Source organism: Bradyrhizobium sp. (assembly GCF_004799405.1).
Taxonomy (GTDB): Bacteria; Pseudomonadota; Alphaproteobacteria; order Rhizobiales; family Xanthobacteraceae; genus Bradyrhizobium.
In genome coordinates, this window is sequence record NZ_SSMW01000073.1 from 16,988 (window position 1) to 35,426 (window position 18,439).

The window sequence follows — 18,439 nt, forward strand, 5'->3', positions numbered from 1 at the left end:
AAATGCGAAGAGGCGGCGGCGGCGTTGTGCGGACCGGGCACCGCTACAACGACAACCCCTCGGCCTCGGCGAACTCCGTCAGTTTCTGCCGGATTGACACGCTGCCGGACGGCGCGTCGAGCAGCGGCGTCATCACGGCTTCGGCTTTCCTGGCATCGAGGTCGAGGATCATCGCCTTGACCGGGCCGTGTCCGGTGGCCGACATCGACAGCGAGCGGTAACCCAATGCGATCAGCGCCAGCGCGCCGAGCGGCTTGGATGCCATTTCGCCGCACAGCGAAGCGGATTTTTTCGCTGCATCCGCCTTGCGAACGATCTGGCGAAGCGCCCGCAGGATCGGCGCCGACATGGTGTCGAAGCGTTCGGAAACCTTGGCGTTGCCGCGATCGACTGCGAACATGAACTGGAACAGGTCGTTGGATCCGACCGAGACAAAATCGACTTTCTTGAGGAGCTCGTCGAGCTGATAGAGCAGCGCGGGTACCTCCACCATGGTGCCGACATCGACGCGTTCCGGCAGCGCGTGGCCGTGCTGACGCAAGTAGGTCAGTTCGCGCTCGACGATGCCCTTGGCCTGGTCGAATTCGGCGACCTCGCTGATCATCGGAAACATGATGCGCAGCGCGCGGCCGCCGCCGGCGCGCAGCAGCGCGCGAATTTGTCCGCGTAACAGGCCGGGACGGTCGAGGCCGAGCCGGATCGCGCGCCAGCCCAGCGCGGGATTTTCCTCGATCACGGTTTCCATATAGGGCAGCGCCTTGTCGCCGCCGATGTCGAGGGTCCGGAAGGTCACAGGCTTGGGGCCGGCGGCGTCCAGCACCGCGCGGTACAGCGCCAATTGATCGCTGGTGCGCGGCAGGCTCTGGCCGACCATGAATTGCAGCTCGGTGCGAAACAGGCCGATGCCGGCGCTGCCGGTATCGTCGATATGCGGCAGGTCGATGGCCAGCCCGGCATTGATCATCAGTTCGATCGGCTGGCCATCCTTGGTCACGCAAGGTTTGTCGCGCAGCGCCGAATACTGCGCCTGCCGCCGCGCGCGAAACCGTACCCGCTCCGCATAGGCCGATTCGACTTCCGACGAGGGGCGGACATAGATCGAGCCGGAGGTGCCGTCGACGATGATGGCGTCGCCGGGATCGGCGATGCCCGGCGCGTTCGGCACTTCGCCGATCGCCGGAATTCCGAGCGCGCGCGCCACGATCGCGACATGCGAGTTGGCGGTGCCTTCCTCCAGCACCAGCCCGCGCAAGCGCTTGCGGTCGTAGTCGAGCAAGGCCGCGGGGCCCATCGCGCGCGCGATTAAGATGGCGTTGTCGGGCAACTGCTCGCGGGACGGCGCGTGATCCTGCCCGACCAATTGCCGCATCAACCGATGGCCGAGATCCTCGAGGTCGTGCAGGCGCTCGCGCAGGTACGGATCGGTGGAGCGCAGCATGCGCGCGCGGGTGTCGGACTGCACGCGTTCGACCGCGGCTTCCGCGGTCAGGCCGGTGGCGACCGCCTCGTACAGCTTGTGCGACCAGCCGTGATCGTTGGCGAACATCCGGTAGGCTTCCAGCACGTCGCGGTGCTCGCCACCGTCAGCGACGTCGCCGCGCTCCAGCATGCGGTCGAGGTCGGCGCGCAATTTGGCCAAGGCCGTATCGAGCCGCTTGATTTCCTTCGGCAGATCTTCGGCGATGTAATTGGTGATGACGACGCGCGGCTCGTGCAGCACCACGTGGCCGAGCGCGATGCCGTCGGACAGGATCGCCCCGGTCTTGTGCAAAGGATGCCGCGCCGCGGGCTCGGCGCCGGGCTGCGCCAGTGCCGATAATTCGCCCGAAGCGATCATCTCCGCCAGCACCATGGCGGTGGTCTGCAGCGCCTCGACCTCTTCCTCGACATAGGTGCGCTTGGCGCGGTTCTGCACCACTAGCACGCCGAGCGTGTTGCCGGCGCGCAGGATCGGGACGCCGAGGAACGAGTGGTAGATTTCCTCGCCGGTCTCGGGGCGGAACGAGAATGCCGGATGGCTTTGCGCGTCGCTGAGATTGAGCGGGGTCGCTTCGCTTGCGACGAGGCCGACGAGGCCCTCATGGGCGCTCAGCACGGTGCGGTGGACCGCGTCGCGATTGAGGCCTTCGGTGGCGTAGAGCTCGAGCGTGTTGTCGACGCGCAGCACGTAGGTCGAGCAGACCTCCGCCACCATATTGGCGGCGATCAGCACCACGATCTTGTCAAGGCGTTCCTGCGCGGAGACTTGCTCCGCCATGGTTTCGCGGAGCCGTCTCAGCAAGACGCGAGGGCCTCCCGACGCGCTCCGCATGTGTCAAAATCCTCCCCCGCCAAGCCAGCCCGCCGGGTGGCCGGCAGCTGGCGTTAAACTCCAGAAAAACAACAATTTTATACATTCGGCGCCGCCGCAAGCCCTGGATACCGGCCGAATCGGATCGCCAAAACTGTGGCACAGTTTGCGGCAGCCCGCCTATCAGGCCGTATAGCGAATTGAGGCTTGGTTTGCCAAGCAAAACGCCTGCCAGACTCGGTCACGTCTCGGCTAGCCCAATGCTGCGAACGCTAAGAGAAAGTCCTTCTAGGCTCGGTCGAGGCCGTAGAGGGTGTGCAGCGTGCGGACCGCCAGCTCGGTATAGGCGGCATCGATCAGCACCGAAAACTTGATCTCCGAGGTGGTGATGGCGCGGATGTTGATGTTGCGCGCGGCAAGTGCTGCAAACGCCTTGGCGGCGACGCCGGCATGGCTGCGCATGCCGCTGCCGATCACCGAGACCTTGGCGACATCGGTGGCGCTATCGAGGCGGGCATAGCCGATCTTGGCCTGGGCATTGCTGATGGTGTCGCGGGCGCGGTTGTAATCCGAGGCCGGGACGGTGAAGGTGAGGTCGGTGGTGGCGCCGTCCTCGGAGACGTTCTGCACGATCATGTCGACATTGATGTTGGCGTCCGCCAATGGTCCGAAGATCGAGGCGGCGACGCCCGGCTTGTCCTGGATCTGGCGGACCGAAATCTGGGCTTCGTCCTTGGAAAAGGCGATGCCGGTCACGACGTGGCTTTCCATGATTTCCTCCTCGCTGCAGATCAGCGTGCCCGGCGGCGTGCCGTGCGGGTCGATATCTTCGGGCTTGTCGAAACTGGAACGCACGAACACCGGCATGTTGTGCACCATGCCGAGTTCCACCGAGCGGACCTGCAGCACCTTGGCGCCCTGCGACGCCAGTTCCAGCATGTCCTCGAATGCGATCTTTTCAAGCCGGCGCGCCTTCGGCACCACGCGCGGGTCGGTGGTGTAGACGCCGTCGACGTCGGTGTAGATATCGCAGCGCTCGGCATGAATGGCGGCGGCGATCGCCACCGCCGAGGTATCGGAACCGCCGCGCCCGAGCGTGGTGATTCGCTGGGTCTGCGGATTGATGCCCTGGAAGCCGGCAATCACCGCGACCTCCTTGCGCTCCCTGAAACGGTTGGTCAGCTCGGTGCCGTCGATCTCGAGAATCCGCGCCGAGGCGTGGGCATCGCTGGTCTTGATCGGGATTTGCCAGCCTTGCCAGGACCGCGCCTGGATGCCGATCGCCTGCAGCACGATCGCGAGCAGCCCGGCCGTGACCTGTTCGCCGGAGGCCACCACCGCGTCATATTCGCGCGCGTCATGCATCGGCGAAGCTTCGCGGCACCATTCCACCAGTTCATTGGTCTTGCCCGCCATCGCCGACACCACCACGGCGACGTCGTGGCCGGCGTCGACCTCACGCTTCACATGCCGCGCGACGTTGCGGATGCGTTCGATATTGGCGACGGACGTACCGCCGAATTTCATCACGAGGCGGCCCATGACGACTGGTGCATTCCCTGGCGAGGATAGGTATATGACCTCTGCGCAAAACCGGAGCGCGCGGGCCAAAAGGGGCGTATACATAGCGGTGCGGTGGGGGGCAAGCAACCGGGTTCCGGTGGTCCCGAAACCGGGCGGAACACCGTCGCACAGGGTTAATTGAGGCTGATCGATGGGGCGTTATATCGACGATATCCTGCAGCCGGGCGAGAAGGTGCTGTATTCGACCAACGCGCACTGGATATTTTACCTGCCGGCCATCGCCGGCTGGATCGTGGCGCTGGCGTTTGTCGTCCTGTCGCGCATGGCCGGCACCGATACGCCGGCATTGTTCTGCCTGTCGCTGGCAGCCATCGCGGCGATTGCGGCGCTGTATTGGACCTTCAAGGCCTGGTTCCATCGCTGGACCACCGAGACCGATGTCACCAATCTGCGCGTCGTGCACAAGACCGGCTTCATCAAGCGCCGCACCTTCGAGATGAGTCTCGACAAGGTCGAAAGCGTCGACGTCAACCAGAGTATTCTCGGCCGGCTGTTGAATTACGGCAATGTCACGGTGCGCGGCGTCGGCGAGGGAGCCGAGACGATTGAGACCATCGCGTCGCCGCTCGAGTTCCGCAATCACATCACCGCGCGATAGGAGCCACGCGCAGACATGGCCATCCAGCAAGATTCTCCCGCGAATGCCAGAACCACGCTTTCATCGAGCACGCCTGCATCGACGGTCGATCCCGCCGAAATCGCAAAATTCTCGAAACTGTCGAACGAATGGTGGGACCCCAACGGCAAGATGGCGCCGTTGCACAAGATCAATCCGCTGCGGCTGACCTATATCCGCGACGCCGCCTGCCGCAAGTTCGAGCGCAACGTCAAAAGCCTGAATTGCCTGTCGGGCTTGCGGATTCTCGATATCGGCTGCGGCGCCGGACTGCTGTGCGAACCGTTCACGCGGCTTGGCGCCCAGGTGATCGGCGTCGATCCGTCCGCCAGCAACATCGCGGCGGCGCGGCTGCATGCCGACAAGGGACACCTGTCGATCGATTATCGCTGCACCACCGTCGAGGAGATGGATGTACGCGAACGTTTCGACATCGTGCTGGCGATGGAAGTCATCGAACACGTCAGCGACGTCGGCACGTTCCTCAATCGCTGCGCCGCCATGCTCAAGCCCGGCGGGCTGATGGTGCTCTCGACGCTGAACCGCAACTGGAAGAGCTTTGCGCTGGCCATCGTCGGCGCGGAATATGTCCTGCGCTGGCTGCCGCGCGGCACCCACCGATGGGACAAATTCGTCACCCCCGACGAACTGGCGCATCACCTGCGGGACAACAAGCTCGCCATCACCGAGCAGGCCGGCGTGGTCTACAGCCCGTTCACCGACCGCTGGAGCCTGTCCTCCGACATGGATGTGAATTACATGGTGGTGGCGGAAGGGATGTAAACACCATCGTCGTCCCTGCGTTCGCAGGGACGACGATAGTTTGGTGTTCTGCATCGCTGTCATGACGCCCGTCCGGTTGACCGCGCCCGTCGCGCGCGGCACGGTGGCCGCGATTTCCCGGCCCGCCAACCGAATCCCCTTCATGTTCAGCATCGCCACGCTCTGGATTCCCTTCACCATCACTGCTGCGCTGGGACAAGTCGCGCGCAACGCGATGCAGCGCCAGTTGACGGGGCCGCTCGGCACCTGGGGCGCCACCAATATCCGCTTCCTGTTCGGTTTTCCGTTCTCGGTGATCTTTTTCGTCGTGGTGCTGGTCGCGACCGGAGATCATCCGCCGTCGCCGACCGCGGCGTTCTGGCCGTGGCTGTTGCTCGGCGCGCTAAGCCAGATCGTCGGCACCGGCATGATGTTGCTCGCCATGAACGACCGTTCCTTCGTGGTGACGACGGCGTATCTGAAGACCGAGGCGATCCAGACTGCGATCTTCGGTTTTGTCTTTCTTGGCGATCATCTGACGGTGCTGAAGGTGATCGCGATCCTGATCGCGACCGCCGGCGTGGTGATCGCGGCGCTGCGGCCGGGCGCCGAGAAGGGTTTTGCGGATTTGAAGCCGACGCTGCTGGGCCTCAGCGCCGCGGCGGCATTTGCGCTGTCGGCGGTCGGCTTTCGCGGAGCGGTGATCGTGGTGCCCGGCGTGTCGTTTGTGACCGCGGCCTCCTACACGCTGGTGTTCGGACTGTTCGTGCAGACGCTGGTGTTGACGATTTATCTGCTGGCGCGTGCGCCGGACGTGCTGCAGAAAATCCTGGGCCTGTGGAAACCCTCGCTGTTCGCCGGCTTCATGGGCGCGTTCGCCTCGCAGTTCTGGTTCCTGGCGTTCGCGCTCACGGCGGCCGCCAATGTGCGCACGCTGGCGCTGGTCGAGGTGCTGTTCGCGCAAGCCGTGGCGTATTATTCGTTCAAGCAGCCGATTTCGGCGCGCGAACTTTCCGGCATTGCGCTGATCGTGGTGGGTGTGGCGCTATTGGTGGCGGTATAAGGTCCTCATCCTGAGGAGCGGCCTGTTTTGGCCGCATCTCGAAGGATGGGCGTCGAATCCCCATGGTTCGAGACGCGCGCAAGAGCGCGCTCCTCACCATGAGGGAGATCGGGGATGTCGAGCTTAGTTCCGGTCGTCGGGCAGTATCGGCAGCGGCGACACTTCGACGCCTTCGTCGATCAGGGAGCGGGCTTCCTCGGGCGACGCCTCGCCATAGATCGGACGATGCTCGATATCGCCGTAATGCATCTTGCGGGCCTCATTGGGGAAGCGCTCGCCGACATTGTCGGCGTTTTTCACGATATGATCGCGCAATTCCTTGAGCTTGGTACGCAGCTCGCGGTCCTGCGCCATCATCAGGGGTGTCGATGCGGGTGCGGTGACTTCCGTGGCGGCAACGGGTGCGGCGGGCGCGGGATCGCGGCCTTTCTTGCTGACGATCTGCGGGGCCATGATGGCGCGCTCGACCTTGGCCGAGCCGCAGGCGGGGCAGCTCACCAGCCTGCGCTTTTCCTGCGCTTCATAAGCGGCCGAGCTCTGGAACCAGCTTTCGAACGCGTGGCCGCGCTCGCAGCGTAAATTGTATCGGATCATACCGATCCCCGCACCAGGTGCAGATGCTCGGGGCCGGCCTTGGGATCGGCGACGCTGAAGCGGCGGCCGTGCTGCAGCGACGGCACCGTCTTGCGCGCGGTCGCGACCCTGGCGGGGTCGATCCTGGCGAGGAAAACGCCGGTCTCGGTGCCGCCGCCCTCGGCAAGGATCTCGCCCCAGGGTGCGACGATCAGCGAATGTCCATAGCTCTGGCGCTTGCTCTCATGCGTGCCGGCCTGGGCGGCGGCGAACACGAAGCAGCCATTCTCGATGGCGCGGGCGCGCAGCAGCGTGTGCCAGTGCGCCTCGCCGGTCCTCACTGTGAACGCGGAGGGCGCGGTAAGAAACGAGGCACCGCTCTCGGCCAGCGCGCGATACAGCGCCGGAAAGCGCATGTCGTAGCAGATCGTCAGTCCGATGCGGCCCCACGGCAGATCCGAGATCACCGCAGTCTCGCCGGGCTGATAGTTGGCGGATTCGCGATAGCTTTCGCCGCCGGGCAGGTCGATATCGAACATGTGGATCTTGTCGTAGCTGGCAAGCACATTGCCATCCGGACCGATCAGGAACGAGCGGTTGACCGCCTTGTCGGGTGAAAACCGCAGCGCCAGCGAGCCGATATGGAGATGGATTTTCAGTTCCGCCGCAAGCGCGCGATAGGCTTTCAGCGAAAGATCGTCTTCCTCGGTGGCGAGATGTTCGAACATCGCCTTGCGGTTGGCCTGAATCATGTTGCTGACCTCGGGGGTCTGCACATAGTCCGCGCCTTCCGCGGCTGCCTGCCGGATCAGCTTGGTTCCCTGCTCCAGATTGGCCTCGGGCAACAACCCGCTGCACATCTGCACCATGGCGGCGGTGAAGGTGAGGTCGGCGTCGCTCATGAACTGGCCTTTTCGTCCGCGAGCATCGAATCAAGCTTGCCTTCGCGGTCGAGGGCGTAAAGCTCGTCGCAGCCGCCGACATGGGTCTTGCCGATGAAGATCTGCGGGAAGGTCGAGCCGGCGCCGGCGCGATCCCACATTTTCTGGCGCAGCGTCGGATCGGTGGCGACGTCCAATTCGGTGAACGCGGCCTTCTTGCGCGTCAGCAACGACTTGGCGGCGCTGCAATAGCCGCAGCCCGGACGGGTGTAGATTTCAATGGCAGCGGGCATGTCGCGCTCTGATTTGGAAGCGTCTGATTATATGGGAGCTTTGTGGGTGTCCACAACCCGCGCGAATACCAGCACGTCGACGGAAGCGGCCCTGGCGCGCAACAGCGCCCGTGCGCAGGCATCGACGGTGGCGCCGGAGGTCAGGACATCGTCGATCAGGACGATGCGGCGGCCTTGAATCTCGGACTGCCGGTCGGGCGCGACCTTGAACGCGCCTTGCACGTTGGTTGCCCGCTGCGGCCGCGACAGGCCGATCTGCTGCTGGGTCGGCCGTACCCGGCGCAGCGCTTCCGATGCCAGCCTGACGCCGCTTTGCCGTTCGATGACCCGCGCCAGCGCGCCGGACTGGTTGTAGCGCCGGCTCCAACCGCGGCGCCAGTGCAGCGGCACCGGAACCAGCAAGTCGGCTTCGCCGAGCAATTCGTTGCCGGCCCGCGCCATCCAGCGGCCCATCGCCGGCGCCAGATCGGTGCGGTCCTGGTATTTCAGCGCATGCACCAGGGTGCGCGCGACGTCGTCATAGCGTACCGCGGCGCGGGCACGCGCATAGGCCGGCGGATTGGCGATCGCTTCCATCGACAACAGTCCGGGGCCGGGATCGTAGATGAAGGGAATGCCGAGCCGCGGACAATAAGGCTGCGCGATGAACGACAGCTTGGCCCAGCACTCGGCACAGACGCCGTCGCCGTCGACCGGCTCGCGGCAGGCGACGCACAGCGTCGGCAGCGCGATGTCGAGCGCCAGCCGCGCGGTATGCCGCCACGCGCCGCGGCACGCGTTCAACGCCCCGCGCAGATGGGTGGAGACGGAACGGGATGGCGACGGCTGGGCGTCCATCGGCGGAGGCTAGCGCCGGCATGCGCGGGGCTCAAGCGGGGCGCCACTGGATTTTGGTGTCATTGCGAAGCCTACGGGCCGGCGCGGAGTGCCGCCCGATACAGGCTCAGCGAAGCACCGACCTCATCCTCGCGCGACGCGCTGGCGAGAGCCCGGCCGGTAGGCTATCCTTGTGTGACCTGCACAATAGGGCAAGCCTTCGACCGGCGGATTGCCGCAAAAACGGAAATCGTCAGCGCCCGGCGTGCTGATCGGCCAGCGGCATCTTTCCTTGCTCAACTCAAGCAACGAACAGCACTGTCCGTTGTGGATCGGCTCGTGGTCCGCCGCCGGCTCCGCGTACAGGGCCTGCAGCATCCGGTATTGCAGCCTTGGTACCGATTTCGGGCGCTTTGCCTTGGCGGGATCCTTTCGCGTCGGGCGCGGCGCATCGCTGGTTTTTTCGCGCGTCAGATTGAGCCGCGACAGTTTGCCGATCACGGCGTTGCGGCTCACGCCGATGTCGCAAGCGATTTCGCGGCAGGATAGTCCGGCTTCGAAGCGGTTTTTCAGGCGTTCGATGCGTTCTTCAGTCCAGGTGGGGGCGGTGGCGGGCATGCTGATCGTTCCAGGCTTTACGGCGTCTTGCCATTGTCGCGGATGGAAAGAAGCCCATCCTTGATGGCCAGCCGAATGCCCTCCTCGACCAGCGTTCTCGCGACGCCGGGAACGCTGGTGCCGTGGGTGCCCTGTTTCACCAGCTTTTCGAGATAGCCGATGGTGGAAAGCGCCAACGTGATCGGAACACGGTCGGTTTCGGCTTTTTCGGTGGCCATGCCCAAAAGCTAGCCGGTAACTCGTGTACTGAAAAGTACCTTTTTAGAGTCTATTTCGGTTCATTTTCCGGTAAAATCTGGGGCCGGCGCCTTGGGGCCACCTCAGGGGCGTGCAGGGCCGCTGGATTGCCAGATATCGGGCGACCGGCGTACCAACCGGCATGGCCCCGAACCCGAGCACCGCGCCCATTTTGTTCGACCGCGCCCTGCTGCGGACGCGGCAATCGCGGGCAGTGCGATTGGGTCCGGCCACGTTCCTGCTCGACCGGGTTGCCGCGGACATCGAAGAACGCCTGCGCGCGGTGTTGCGGGAATTCAAGGACGGAGCCGATATCGGCACGTCGGGCGATCAGGTCCGCGACGCGCTGGCCGCGCGCGTCGGTCGATTGGCGCGCGTCGATCTGCCTGATGCCGAATCCGAGCCGCTGCCGCTTGCGCCCGAGACGCTCGACCTCGCCGTTTCCGCGCTGGCGTTTCAGTTCGTCAACGATCTGCCCGGCGTACTGGCGCAAATCCGCCGCGCGCTGAGACCCGACGGGCTGTTGCTGGCGGCGATGATCGGCGGCGATACGCTGACCGAGTTGCGGCAATCCTTTGCGGCGGCGGAAGCCGAACGCGAAGGCGGGGTGTCGCCGCGTGTCGCGCCGTTTGCCGATCTGCGCGATGTCGGCGCGCTGTTGCAGCGTGCCGGCTTTGCACTCCCGGTCACCGACGTCGATCGCGTCATGGTGCGCTACGACAACGCTTTCGCGCTGATGGCCGATCTGAGAAGGATGGGCGCCACCAACATCCTGGTCGAGCGGCGGCGGACGGCGACCCGCCGCGCCACGCTGCTGCGGATGGCGCAGATTTACAGCGAGCGCTTTGCCGATCCCGACGGCCGCATCCGCGTCACCTTCGACGTGATCTGGCTGTCGGGCTGGGCCCCGCATGACAGCCAGCAGAAGCCGCTGCGACCGGGGTCGGCCAAAGCGAGCCTGGCGGAGGCGGTGAGGAAGCCACTTTCACCCTCCCCTGGAGGGGGAGGGTCGACGCGAATGAAATGAGCGGCGGGGTGGGGTGACAGTCTGTCGTTTTGAACAGTGCGCGAGTTGAGAGACTGTCACCCCACCCCGTCTCTCATCTCACGGAGTTTATCATCGGGCGGCGCTTCGCGCCGACCCGTTGGCTCGATGCGAGCCGACCCTCCCCCTCTAGGGGAGGGTGAAGTGTCCTCGCTCGGCTTCACATCAGCAAATCGATCAGGTGCGGAATCAGCGGAATGTCGGCTGGCGGCATCGGGTAGTCGCGCAGTTTGTTGGCGCGGACCCAGGCCAGGTTCTGGCCTTCGCGCGCGGTCACGACGCCATCCCAGCGCCGGCAGATATAGAGCGGCATCAACAGATGGAAATCGTCATAGGCGTGGCTCGCAAAGGTGAGCGGCGCCAAACAGGCCTCGCTCACGGTGATGCCGATCTCCTCGGAGAGTTCGCGGATCAGCGTCTGTTCAGGCCGCTCGTCCGGCTCGACCTTGCCGCCGGGAAATTCCCACAGCCCGGCAAGTGTCTTGCCCGGCGGGCGCTGTGCGATCAGCACGCGCTTGTCGGCGTCGACCAGCGCGCAGGCGACCACGAGGGTGAGTTTGATACTTGGCATGCGGTCGCGGTGCTTGGGGGATTCCGTTCGGAAGGATTTCATTAACCACTAAACGGCATCGCGCCAAACTGTTTGTTCGCCGGCCGCTAGCCGGCGGCAATAAGTCAACTTTAATGCATGGCCGTTAACGTTAACGCGATCTGAGCCCAGAACAGGCATCGTCCCATGCGCGCGCTTTTCCGCGAAGTCGGCCGTTTTCGCCGCGACAAGTCCGGCAATATCGCGGTGATTTTCACGCTGGCGTTGCTTCCCATCCTGTCGGCCATCGGTTGCGCGGTCGACTACAGCCGGGCGACGCAGCTACGCTCCAAGTTGCAGGCCGCCGCCGACGCCGCCAGCGTCGGATCGATTTCGAAAACGTCGCCCGCCTTCATCGCCGCGGGCTCGATGACGACGGATGGCGCGATCCCGGTCGGCGTCACCGACGCGGCCAACATCTTCAACGGCAATATGTCCGGCGTGAGCGGCTACACGCTCAACAGCGTCACCCCCACTGTGACCAAGTCCGGCAGCGCCATCACCTCCAACGTGCAGTTCTCCGCCAATATGGCCACGATGTTTCTCGGTGTGATGGGCAAGAGCACCATGACCGTCACCGGCAGTTCGACCTCCACCGCCAATATGCCGCTCTATATCGATTTTTACCTGCTGCTGGACAATTCGCCGTCAATGGGCGTGGGCGCCACGCCAACCGATGTCGCCACCATGGTGGCCAATACGTCGGATCAGTGCGCGTTCGCCTGCCATGACGTCTCCGATTCGAATAATTATTACAAGCTCGCAAAATCCCTCGGGGTGACGATGCGGATCGACGTGCTGCGCACCGCAACCCAGCAACTGATGGATACCGCAGCGGCGACGCAAACCTATTCGACGCAGTTCCGGATGGCGATCTACGATCTGGGATCCACCGCGGACACCGCCGCATTGACCACGATCTTCTCGCTGTCATCCAGCCTGAGCAGCGCCAAAACCGCCGCCGGCACCATCGACCTGATGACCGTCAACGGCCAGAACGACAACAACGATCAGGATACGAATTACGATACCCTTCTCACGCAAATGAATTCCGCGATCGCCTCGCCGGGGGCCGGAACCTCATCCGCGCCGCTGAAGTATCTGTTCTTTGTCACCGACGGCGTCGCCGACGAGGTCAACGCGTCCTGCCTCTATACGATGTCGAATTCGACCTGGGGAAATATTGCGCCAAGGTGCCAGGAGCCGATCAATACGGCGCTGTGCACGACCATCAAGAACCGCGGCATCAAGATCGCGGTGCTGTACACCACCTATCTCGCGCTCCCTACCAACTCCTGGTACAATTCCTGGATCGGGCCGTTCAACGCCGGACCCTGGGGCCCTTCGCCGAACAGCCAGATCGCGCTGAACATGCAAAGCTGCGCCTCGCCGGGGCTTTATTTCGAAGTCAGCCCGACCCAGGGGATTTCGGCGGCGATGACCTCGCTGTTCCAGAAAGCGGTCGCCGACGCCCGTATCAGCAACTAGCGCTACCGCCTACGACCGGTAGTCGCCGTTGATCGCGACGTATTCCTTGGTGAGATCGCAGGTCAGCACGCGGTCGCGGCCCTTGCCCAGGCCCAGCGCGATCCTGATCTGGATTTTCGGATTCTTCATCGCCGCCGAGACTTCCGCCTCGTCATAGGACGGATCGCGCGCGCCACGACTGGCGACGCGGATGCCGTTGAACGAGATCGCGAGCTTGTCGCGGTTGGCGGGTTCGCCGGCCTTGCCGACTGCCATCACCACGCGGCCCCAATTGGCATCCTCGCCGGCGATCGCGGTCTTGACCAGCGGTGAATTCGCCACCGACATCGCGATTTTGCGCGCCGACGCTTTCGAGGTCGCGCCCTCGACGATGATCTCGACCAGCTTGCGCGCGCCTTCGCCGTCCCGCGCCACCTGCTCGGCGAGATCGGCGAGCACGGCGCCGAACGCCTTGGTAAAGGCCTTCAGGCGCGGGTCGCCGGCGCGGCTGATCTTGGGCGCGCCGGATGCGGCCGCCGCACCGGTGGCGAAGGCGAGCAAAGTGTCGGATGTCGAGGTATCGCCGTCGATGGTGACCGCGTTGAAAGTGTCTGCGACGCCGCTCCGGAGCAGCGATTGCAGCGCGCCTGCCGCGATCGGCGCGTCGGTGAACACGAACGCCAGCATGGTCGCCATGTCGGGTGCGATCATGCCGGCACCCTTCGCCATGCCGTTGATGGTGACGGTGGCCTTGCCGAGTTTCGCGGTCGCGGTCGCGACTTTGGGAAAGGTGTCGGTGGTCATGATCGCCCTGGCCGCGCCGATCCAGTCTCCCGGCGCCGCCTTCTGCGCCAGCGTGCCGAGCACGCCGTTGAATTTGCTGGCGTCGAGCGGTTCGCCGATCACGCCGGTGGAAGCGAGAAACACTTCGCCCGGCTTGCATGCAACAGCCTTGGCGGCGATGTCAGCCGTCAACGCCGTGGCCTGTCGTCCGGTCTTGCCGGTGAAAGCATTGGCGTTGCCGGAATTGACCACCAGCGCCCGGGCGAGGCCTCCGCTGGATGATTTGCCGCCGCCGAGTTTGGCGCGACACCATTCCACCGGCGCGGAGGGGCACTTCGATTGGGTGAAGACGCCAGCCACCGTCGTGCCCTTGTCCATGATCGCCAGCAGCACGTCGGTGCGGCCGGCATAGCGGATGCCCGCGGCAGCCGTCGCGAACGTGACGCCCGCAATCACGGGCATGTCGGGGACGTGGGTAGGCGCAAGGGGCGAGATAGCGGACATCGGTTAAATCCGGGCGGGGACGGGATAGAGGTCGTCATGGCCGGGCTTGTCCCGGCCATCCACGTCTCTTCTGCTCGGGGAGGCTTCAAGACGTAGATGGCCGGGACAAGCCCGGCCATGACGCCTCTAGATACTACCGGCTTCGAGGAAGCGACAGCAGATTTTTACTTCTTGGCAGGGGCCATCTTGGAGTCGGCGGGCTTGGCAGCCTCCGGCTTCGGCGTCGCATCGGCCTGGTCCATGCGCTCGACCTTGGCGGTTTCGCGCAGCTTGGCCACGTAATCGGCCTGCGCCTTGCGCGTCACATAGGTTTCGATCTGGGTCTTGACCTGATCGAACTCCGGCGGCTTGCGGTCGCGCTTTTCCTCGACCTTGATGACATGCCAGCCGAACTGCGACTTCACCGGATCGGAGATCTTGCCCGGCTCCAGCGCGAAGGCGACGGCCGAGAATTCCGGCACCATCTGGTCCTTGGTGAAGAAGCCGAGGTCGCCGCCATCGGACGCGCCTGGATCCTTGGATTTCTTCTTGGCTAGTTCGGCGAAGTCGGCGCCCTTCTTGAGTTCGTCCTCGACCGCCTTGGCCTCGTCCTCGGTGTCGACCAGGATATGGCGGGCGTGAACTTCCTGTTCGCTGCTGATCTGCTTGGAGGCCTCCTCGTAGACCTTCTTCATGGCTTCGTCGGTGGTCGCGGCCTTACCTTCCATCGCCAGCAGATTGTCCATCAGGAGCCGGCTGCGCGTGAAGGCGAGACGGGCCTTGAAGTCGTCGCGGTCCTCGATTTTCTTGGCTTCCGCAGCCTTGGCGACGATCTTCATGTCGATCAGGAACGACAGCACGTTTTCCTTCTTGGTCGCGGGGTCCATCTGGGCGAGGCTGGGACCGAGCTCGTCTTCCGCGAGGCTAAGGTCGCTTTGGCGGATCTCGGCGCCATTCACCTTGGCCAGCACCGGGTTGGCGTCTTCAGCACGTACCGCGGGACTTGCGAACAGAACCATCGCAAGACAGCCCGTCGCGGCGGCTGCGGCAAGGCCAAAGCGCAGGCCGGTTTTCGTTTCCTGGAACGAAGTGGTCATGGAAAATCCTTATCCTGAAAGATGGGCTGCTCGGAGCGGCGGGACACTCGCCCAATCGTGTGGCCTTGGCAACGCGAAAAGTCTGTCAAAATGATGAAATCCTTGACGGTTCGCGCCGTTGACAAGCCTCCGGCCCAGCCATATCTCTGCGCGACCTAAGTCAATGGCGATGGCGTGTTTTTGGCTGCGTTTTGGCCGTTGAACCTCGGATTGCGCAATTCCCACTCATTTGGCGGATACCCCCGGTCGGGGCCGGTGCCGCAATGCGTCACGATGAGTTGATAGGCAGACTGGTGGAATACGTCATGGCTGCAACGCCGAACCGCAAAGACAGGAATCTGGCATGATCGGCGCGCTCGCCCGCAAGTTTTTCGGCTCTCCCAACGATCGCCGGATCAAGGGCTATCAGCCCCGCGTCGACGCCATCAATGCGCTGGAGCCGGAGGTCGCGGCACTTTCGGACGAAGCGCTGAAGGCGCGCACCGGCGAATTCCGAAAGCAGCTGGCCGACGGCAAAACCCTCGATGACATCCTGGTGCCCGCTTTCGCCACCGTGCGCGAGGCGGCCAAACGCACGCTCGGCCAGCGGCATTTCGACGTGCAATTGATCGGTGGCATGGTGCTGCACGAAGGCGACATCGCCGAGATGAAGACCGGCGAAGGCAAGACGCTGGTCGCGACGCTGGCGGTCTATCTCAACGCGCTGGCTGGCAAGGGCGTTCACGTCGTCACCGTCAACGACTACCTCGCCCGGCGCGACTCCGAATGGATGGGGCAGATCTACAGCTTTCTCGGCATGACCACCGGCGTGATCGTCCACGGCCTCGACGACGCCGAGCGCAAGGATGCCTATGCGCGCGATATCACCTACGGCACCAACAACGAATACGGTTTCGATTATCTGCGCGACAACATGAAGTACCGGCTGGAGGACATGGTCCAGCGCGGCCATTTCTACGCCATCGTCGACGAAGTCGATTCGATCCTGATCGACGAGGCGCGCACGCCGCTGATTATTTCCGGCCCGCTCGACGACCGTTCGGAATTCTACAACACCATCGACACCTTCATGCCGAAGCTCGAGAAGATCACCGATTACGAGGTCGACGAGAAGCAGCGCGCGGTGTCGCTGACCGAAGCCGGCATGGAGAAGATCGAAACCCTGCTGCGCGATGCCGGCCAGCTCAAGGGCGACTCGCTTTACGACGTCGAGAACGTCTCGGTCGTTCACCACATCAACCAGGCGCTGCGCGCGCACTCGCTGTTCCAGCGCGACAAGGACTACATCGTCCGTGACGGCGAGGTCATCATCATCGACGAATTCACCGGCCGCATGATGCCGGGCCGGCGCTACTCGGAAGGCCTGCATCAGGCGCTGGAAGCCAAGGAGCACCAGCCGGTGCAGCCGGAAAACCAGACGCTGGCTTCGATCACGTTCCAGAATTATTTCCGGATGTACGAGAAGCTCGCCGGCATGACCGGCACCGCGGCGACCGAAGCCGACGAACTGTTCGACATCTACAAGCTCGAAGTGGTGGAAATTCCGACCAACGTGGCGGTGGCGCGGCTCGACGAGGACGACGAGGTCTATCGCACCCAGGACGAAAAACATGCCGCCATCATGGCCGAGGTCGAGCGCGCCAACCAGCGGCTACAGCCGGTGCTGGTCGGCACCGCCTCGATCGAGAAGTCCGAATTGCTCGGCGAATACCTGAAGAAGCATGGCTACAAGCAAATCGATTTTGGCAACGAAAATGCGATGGAGAAACTCTACGCCGCAGCCCGCGTGGGCAAGCCTGCCAAGCTGTTCGCGGTGCTGAACGCGCGCTTCCATGAACAGGAAGCCTATATCGTCGCGGAAGCCGGCGTGCCCGGCGCGATCACGATCGCGACCAACATGGCGGGCCGCGGCACCGACATCAAGCTCGGCGGCTCGCTCGAAATGCGGATCCAGCACGAAACCGCGGGAATTACCGACGAAGCCGAGAGGGCTGCAAAGATCGAGCGCATCAAAGCCGACGTCGAGCGTTTCCGCGACATCGTGCTGAAGGCGGAAGACCTCATCGAGGTCGAGCCGGCGAAAGGCAACAAACCGGCCAAGACCGTGACCCGGCCGGGCGGGCTCTACATCATCGGGTCCGAGCGCCATGAATCGCGTCGCATCGACAACCAGTTGCGCGGCCGGTCCGGACGCCAGGGCGACCCCGGACGTTCGAAATTCTTCCTGTCGCTGGAAGACGATTTGATGCGGATTTTCGGCTCCGACCGGCTCGATACCATGCTGACCCGGCTTGGCCTCAAAGAGGGCGAGGCCATCATCCATCCCTGGATCAACAAGGCGCTGGAGAAGGCGCAGCAGAAGGTCGAGGCCCGCAACTTCGACATCCGCAAGAACCTCTTGAAGTTCGACAACGTCCAGAACGACCAGCGCAAGGTGATTTTCGACCAGCGCATCGACCTGATGAAGGACGAGAGCGTCGCCGAAACCGTCACCGACATGCGCCGCGCCTTCGTCGAGGACGTCGTCACCAAGCACGTTCCCGAGCACGCCTATGCCGAGCAGTGGCATGTCGCCGAGTTGAAGGAAGATCTGAAGCGCGTGCTCGACATCGACCTGCCGGTCGACGAATGGGCCAGGGAAGAGGGCATCGCGGACGAGGAATTGCTGTCGCGCATCGAGCAGCGCGTCGACGAACACATGGCGGCGAAAGTGGCGCAGTGGGGCCCCGACGTGATGCGCTATGTCGAGAAGACTATTCTGCTGCAGACGCTCGATCAGCTCTGGCGCGAGCATCTCGTGATGCTCGATCATCTGCGTCAGGTGATCGGCCTGCGCGGTTACGGCCAGCGCGATCCCTTGCAGGAATACAAGTCGGAAGCATTCGCGCTGTTCGAGGCGATGATCGCGCATCTGCGCGAGGCGGTGACGGCGCAACTGATGCGGGTCGAAATCGTGCCGCCGGAAGATCAGCAGCCGGCATTGCCGCCGATGGAAGCGCACAAGCTCGATCCGAATACCGGCGAGGACGAGATGGCGTTCGCCAATGCCTCGCTGGTGCCCGCGGCCCCCGCAGGCCCGAGCCGCGATCCGAAGAATCCCGCAAGCTGGGGCAAGGTCGGCCGCAACGAGGATTGTCCGTGCGGCTCAGGCAAGAAGTACAAGCACTGCCACGGCAAGTATGTGTGAGCGCGAATAACGCGTCTCAACGCGTCGTCGCCGTTCCTGCATGAGCAGCGACGAC

Annotated in this window: 17 protein-coding genes; 6 read left to right on the top strand and 11 right to left on the bottom strand. The window is 63.9% G+C overall.

Annotation, left to right across the window (positions count from 1 at the left end; translation table 11 throughout):
* Positions 1–43: 43 nt before the first annotated feature.
* Entirely contained in the window at positions 44–2,311 is a 2,268-nt protein-coding gene (gene ptsP / locus E7813_RS11020; protein WP_291573709.1) for a phosphoenolpyruvate--protein phosphotransferase, read from the bottom strand.
* A gap of 267 nt (positions 2,312–2,578) precedes the next feature.
* A complete protein-coding gene (locus E7813_RS11025) occupies positions 2,579–3,832 on the bottom strand; it encodes an aspartate kinase (RefSeq protein WP_291573711.1) in 1,254 nt (417 codons plus the stop codon).
* 172 nt (positions 3,833–4,004) lie between these two features.
* Here E7813_RS11025 and E7813_RS11030 point away from each other — a divergent pair, with 172 nt between their 5' ends.
* From E7813_RS11030 to E7813_RS11040, 3 genes are all read left to right on the top strand, one after another.
* Entirely contained in the window at positions 4,005–4,472 is a 468-nt protein-coding gene (locus E7813_RS11030) for a PH domain-containing protein (RefSeq protein ID WP_291573713.1), read from the top strand.
* Positions 4,473–4,487: 15 nt separating this feature from the next.
* On the top strand, positions 4,488–5,273 hold the full coding sequence (gene ubiG, locus E7813_RS11035) for a bifunctional 2-polyprenyl-6-hydroxyphenol methylase/3-demethylubiquinol 3-O-methyltransferase UbiG (protein ID WP_291573715.1): 786 nt from the start codon (positions 4,488–4,490) through the stop codon (positions 5,271–5,273).
* 142 nt (positions 5,274–5,415) lie between these two features.
* Entirely contained in the window at positions 5,416–6,315 is a 900-nt protein-coding gene (locus E7813_RS11040) for an EamA family transporter (protein ID WP_291573797.1), read from the top strand.
* Positions 6,316–6,438: 123 nt separating this feature from the next.
* On the opposite strand, the gene E7813_RS11045 is transcribed toward E7813_RS11040, so the two are convergent.
* The 6 genes from E7813_RS11045 to E7813_RS11070 form a co-directional block, all read right to left on the bottom strand.
* Positions 6,439–6,909, bottom strand: a complete 471-nt coding sequence (locus E7813_RS11045; protein WP_291573717.1) for a DUF1178 family protein — start codon at positions 6,907–6,909, stop codon at positions 6,439–6,441.
* The gene (locus E7813_RS11050) at positions 6,906–7,790 is read right to left on the bottom strand and encodes a carbon-nitrogen hydrolase family protein (protein ID WP_291573719.1); all 885 of its coding nucleotides are present in this window, start codon (positions 7,788–7,790) and stop codon (positions 6,906–6,908) included. The genes E7813_RS11045 and E7813_RS11050 overlap by 4 nt, the downstream gene beginning before the upstream one ends.
* On the bottom strand, positions 7,787–8,062 hold the full coding sequence (gene grxC, locus E7813_RS11055) for a glutaredoxin 3 (RefSeq protein ID WP_291573721.1): 276 nt from the start codon (positions 8,060–8,062) through the stop codon (positions 7,787–7,789). Before grxC ends, E7813_RS11050 begins: the two co-directional genes overlap by 4 nt.
* Before the next feature lie 27 nt (positions 8,063–8,089).
* Positions 8,090–8,899, bottom strand: coding sequence for a ComF family protein (locus E7813_RS11060; RefSeq protein ID WP_291573723.1), 810 nt, complete (start codon positions 8,897–8,899; stop codon positions 8,090–8,092).
* 123 nt (positions 8,900–9,022) lie between these two features.
* Positions 9,023–9,496 (bottom strand): GcrA family cell cycle regulator, encoded by a 474-nt coding sequence (locus E7813_RS11065; protein ID WP_291573725.1) that lies wholly within the window; start codon positions 9,494–9,496, stop codon positions 9,023–9,025.
* A gap of 17 nt (positions 9,497–9,513) precedes the next feature.
* Entirely contained in the window at positions 9,514–9,714 is a 201-nt protein-coding gene (locus tag E7813_RS11070; RefSeq protein WP_291573727.1) for a hypothetical protein, read from the bottom strand.
* Between the two features lie 161 nt (positions 9,715–9,875).
* Between E7813_RS11070 and E7813_RS11075 the strand changes: the two genes are divergently transcribed.
* Positions 9,876–10,760 carry a methyltransferase domain-containing protein gene (locus tag E7813_RS11075; protein WP_291573729.1) on the top strand — a complete coding sequence of 295 codons (885 nt, stop codon included), beginning with the start codon at positions 9,876–9,878 and terminating at the stop codon, positions 10,758–10,760.
* A gap of 178 nt (positions 10,761–10,938) precedes the next feature.
* On the opposite strand, the gene E7813_RS11080 is transcribed toward E7813_RS11075, so the two are convergent.
* Positions 10,939–11,349, bottom strand: a complete 411-nt coding sequence (locus E7813_RS11080) for a (deoxy)nucleoside triphosphate pyrophosphohydrolase (RefSeq protein WP_291573731.1) — start codon at positions 11,347–11,349, stop codon at positions 10,939–10,941.
* A gap of 165 nt (positions 11,350–11,514) precedes the next feature.
* Here E7813_RS11080 and E7813_RS11085 point away from each other — a divergent pair, with 165 nt between their 5' ends.
* Positions 11,515–12,855, top strand: coding sequence for a TadE/TadG family type IV pilus assembly protein (locus tag E7813_RS11085; RefSeq protein WP_291573733.1), 1,341 nt, complete (start codon positions 11,515–11,517; stop codon positions 12,853–12,855).
* Between the two features lie 9 nt (positions 12,856–12,864).
* Here E7813_RS11085 and argJ read toward each other — a convergent pair whose 3' ends face one another.
* Positions 12,865–14,121, bottom strand: coding sequence for a bifunctional glutamate N-acetyltransferase/amino-acid acetyltransferase ArgJ (gene argJ, locus E7813_RS11090; RefSeq protein ID WP_291573735.1), 1,257 nt, complete (start codon positions 14,119–14,121; stop codon positions 12,865–12,867).
* A gap of 164 nt (positions 14,122–14,285) precedes the next feature.
* Positions 14,286–15,197: a peptidylprolyl isomerase gene (locus E7813_RS11095; protein WP_291573737.1), complete on the bottom strand. Its 912-nt coding sequence runs from the start codon at positions 15,195–15,197 to the stop codon at positions 14,286–14,288.
* Between the two features lie 343 nt (positions 15,198–15,540).
* On the opposite strand from E7813_RS11095, the gene secA reads away from it, so the two are divergent.
* Positions 15,541–18,384 carry a preprotein translocase subunit SecA gene (secA, locus tag E7813_RS11100; protein ID WP_291573739.1) on the top strand — a complete coding sequence of 948 codons (2,844 nt, stop codon included), beginning with the start codon at positions 15,541–15,543 and terminating at the stop codon, positions 18,382–18,384.
* Positions 18,385–18,439 lie beyond the last annotated feature (55 nt).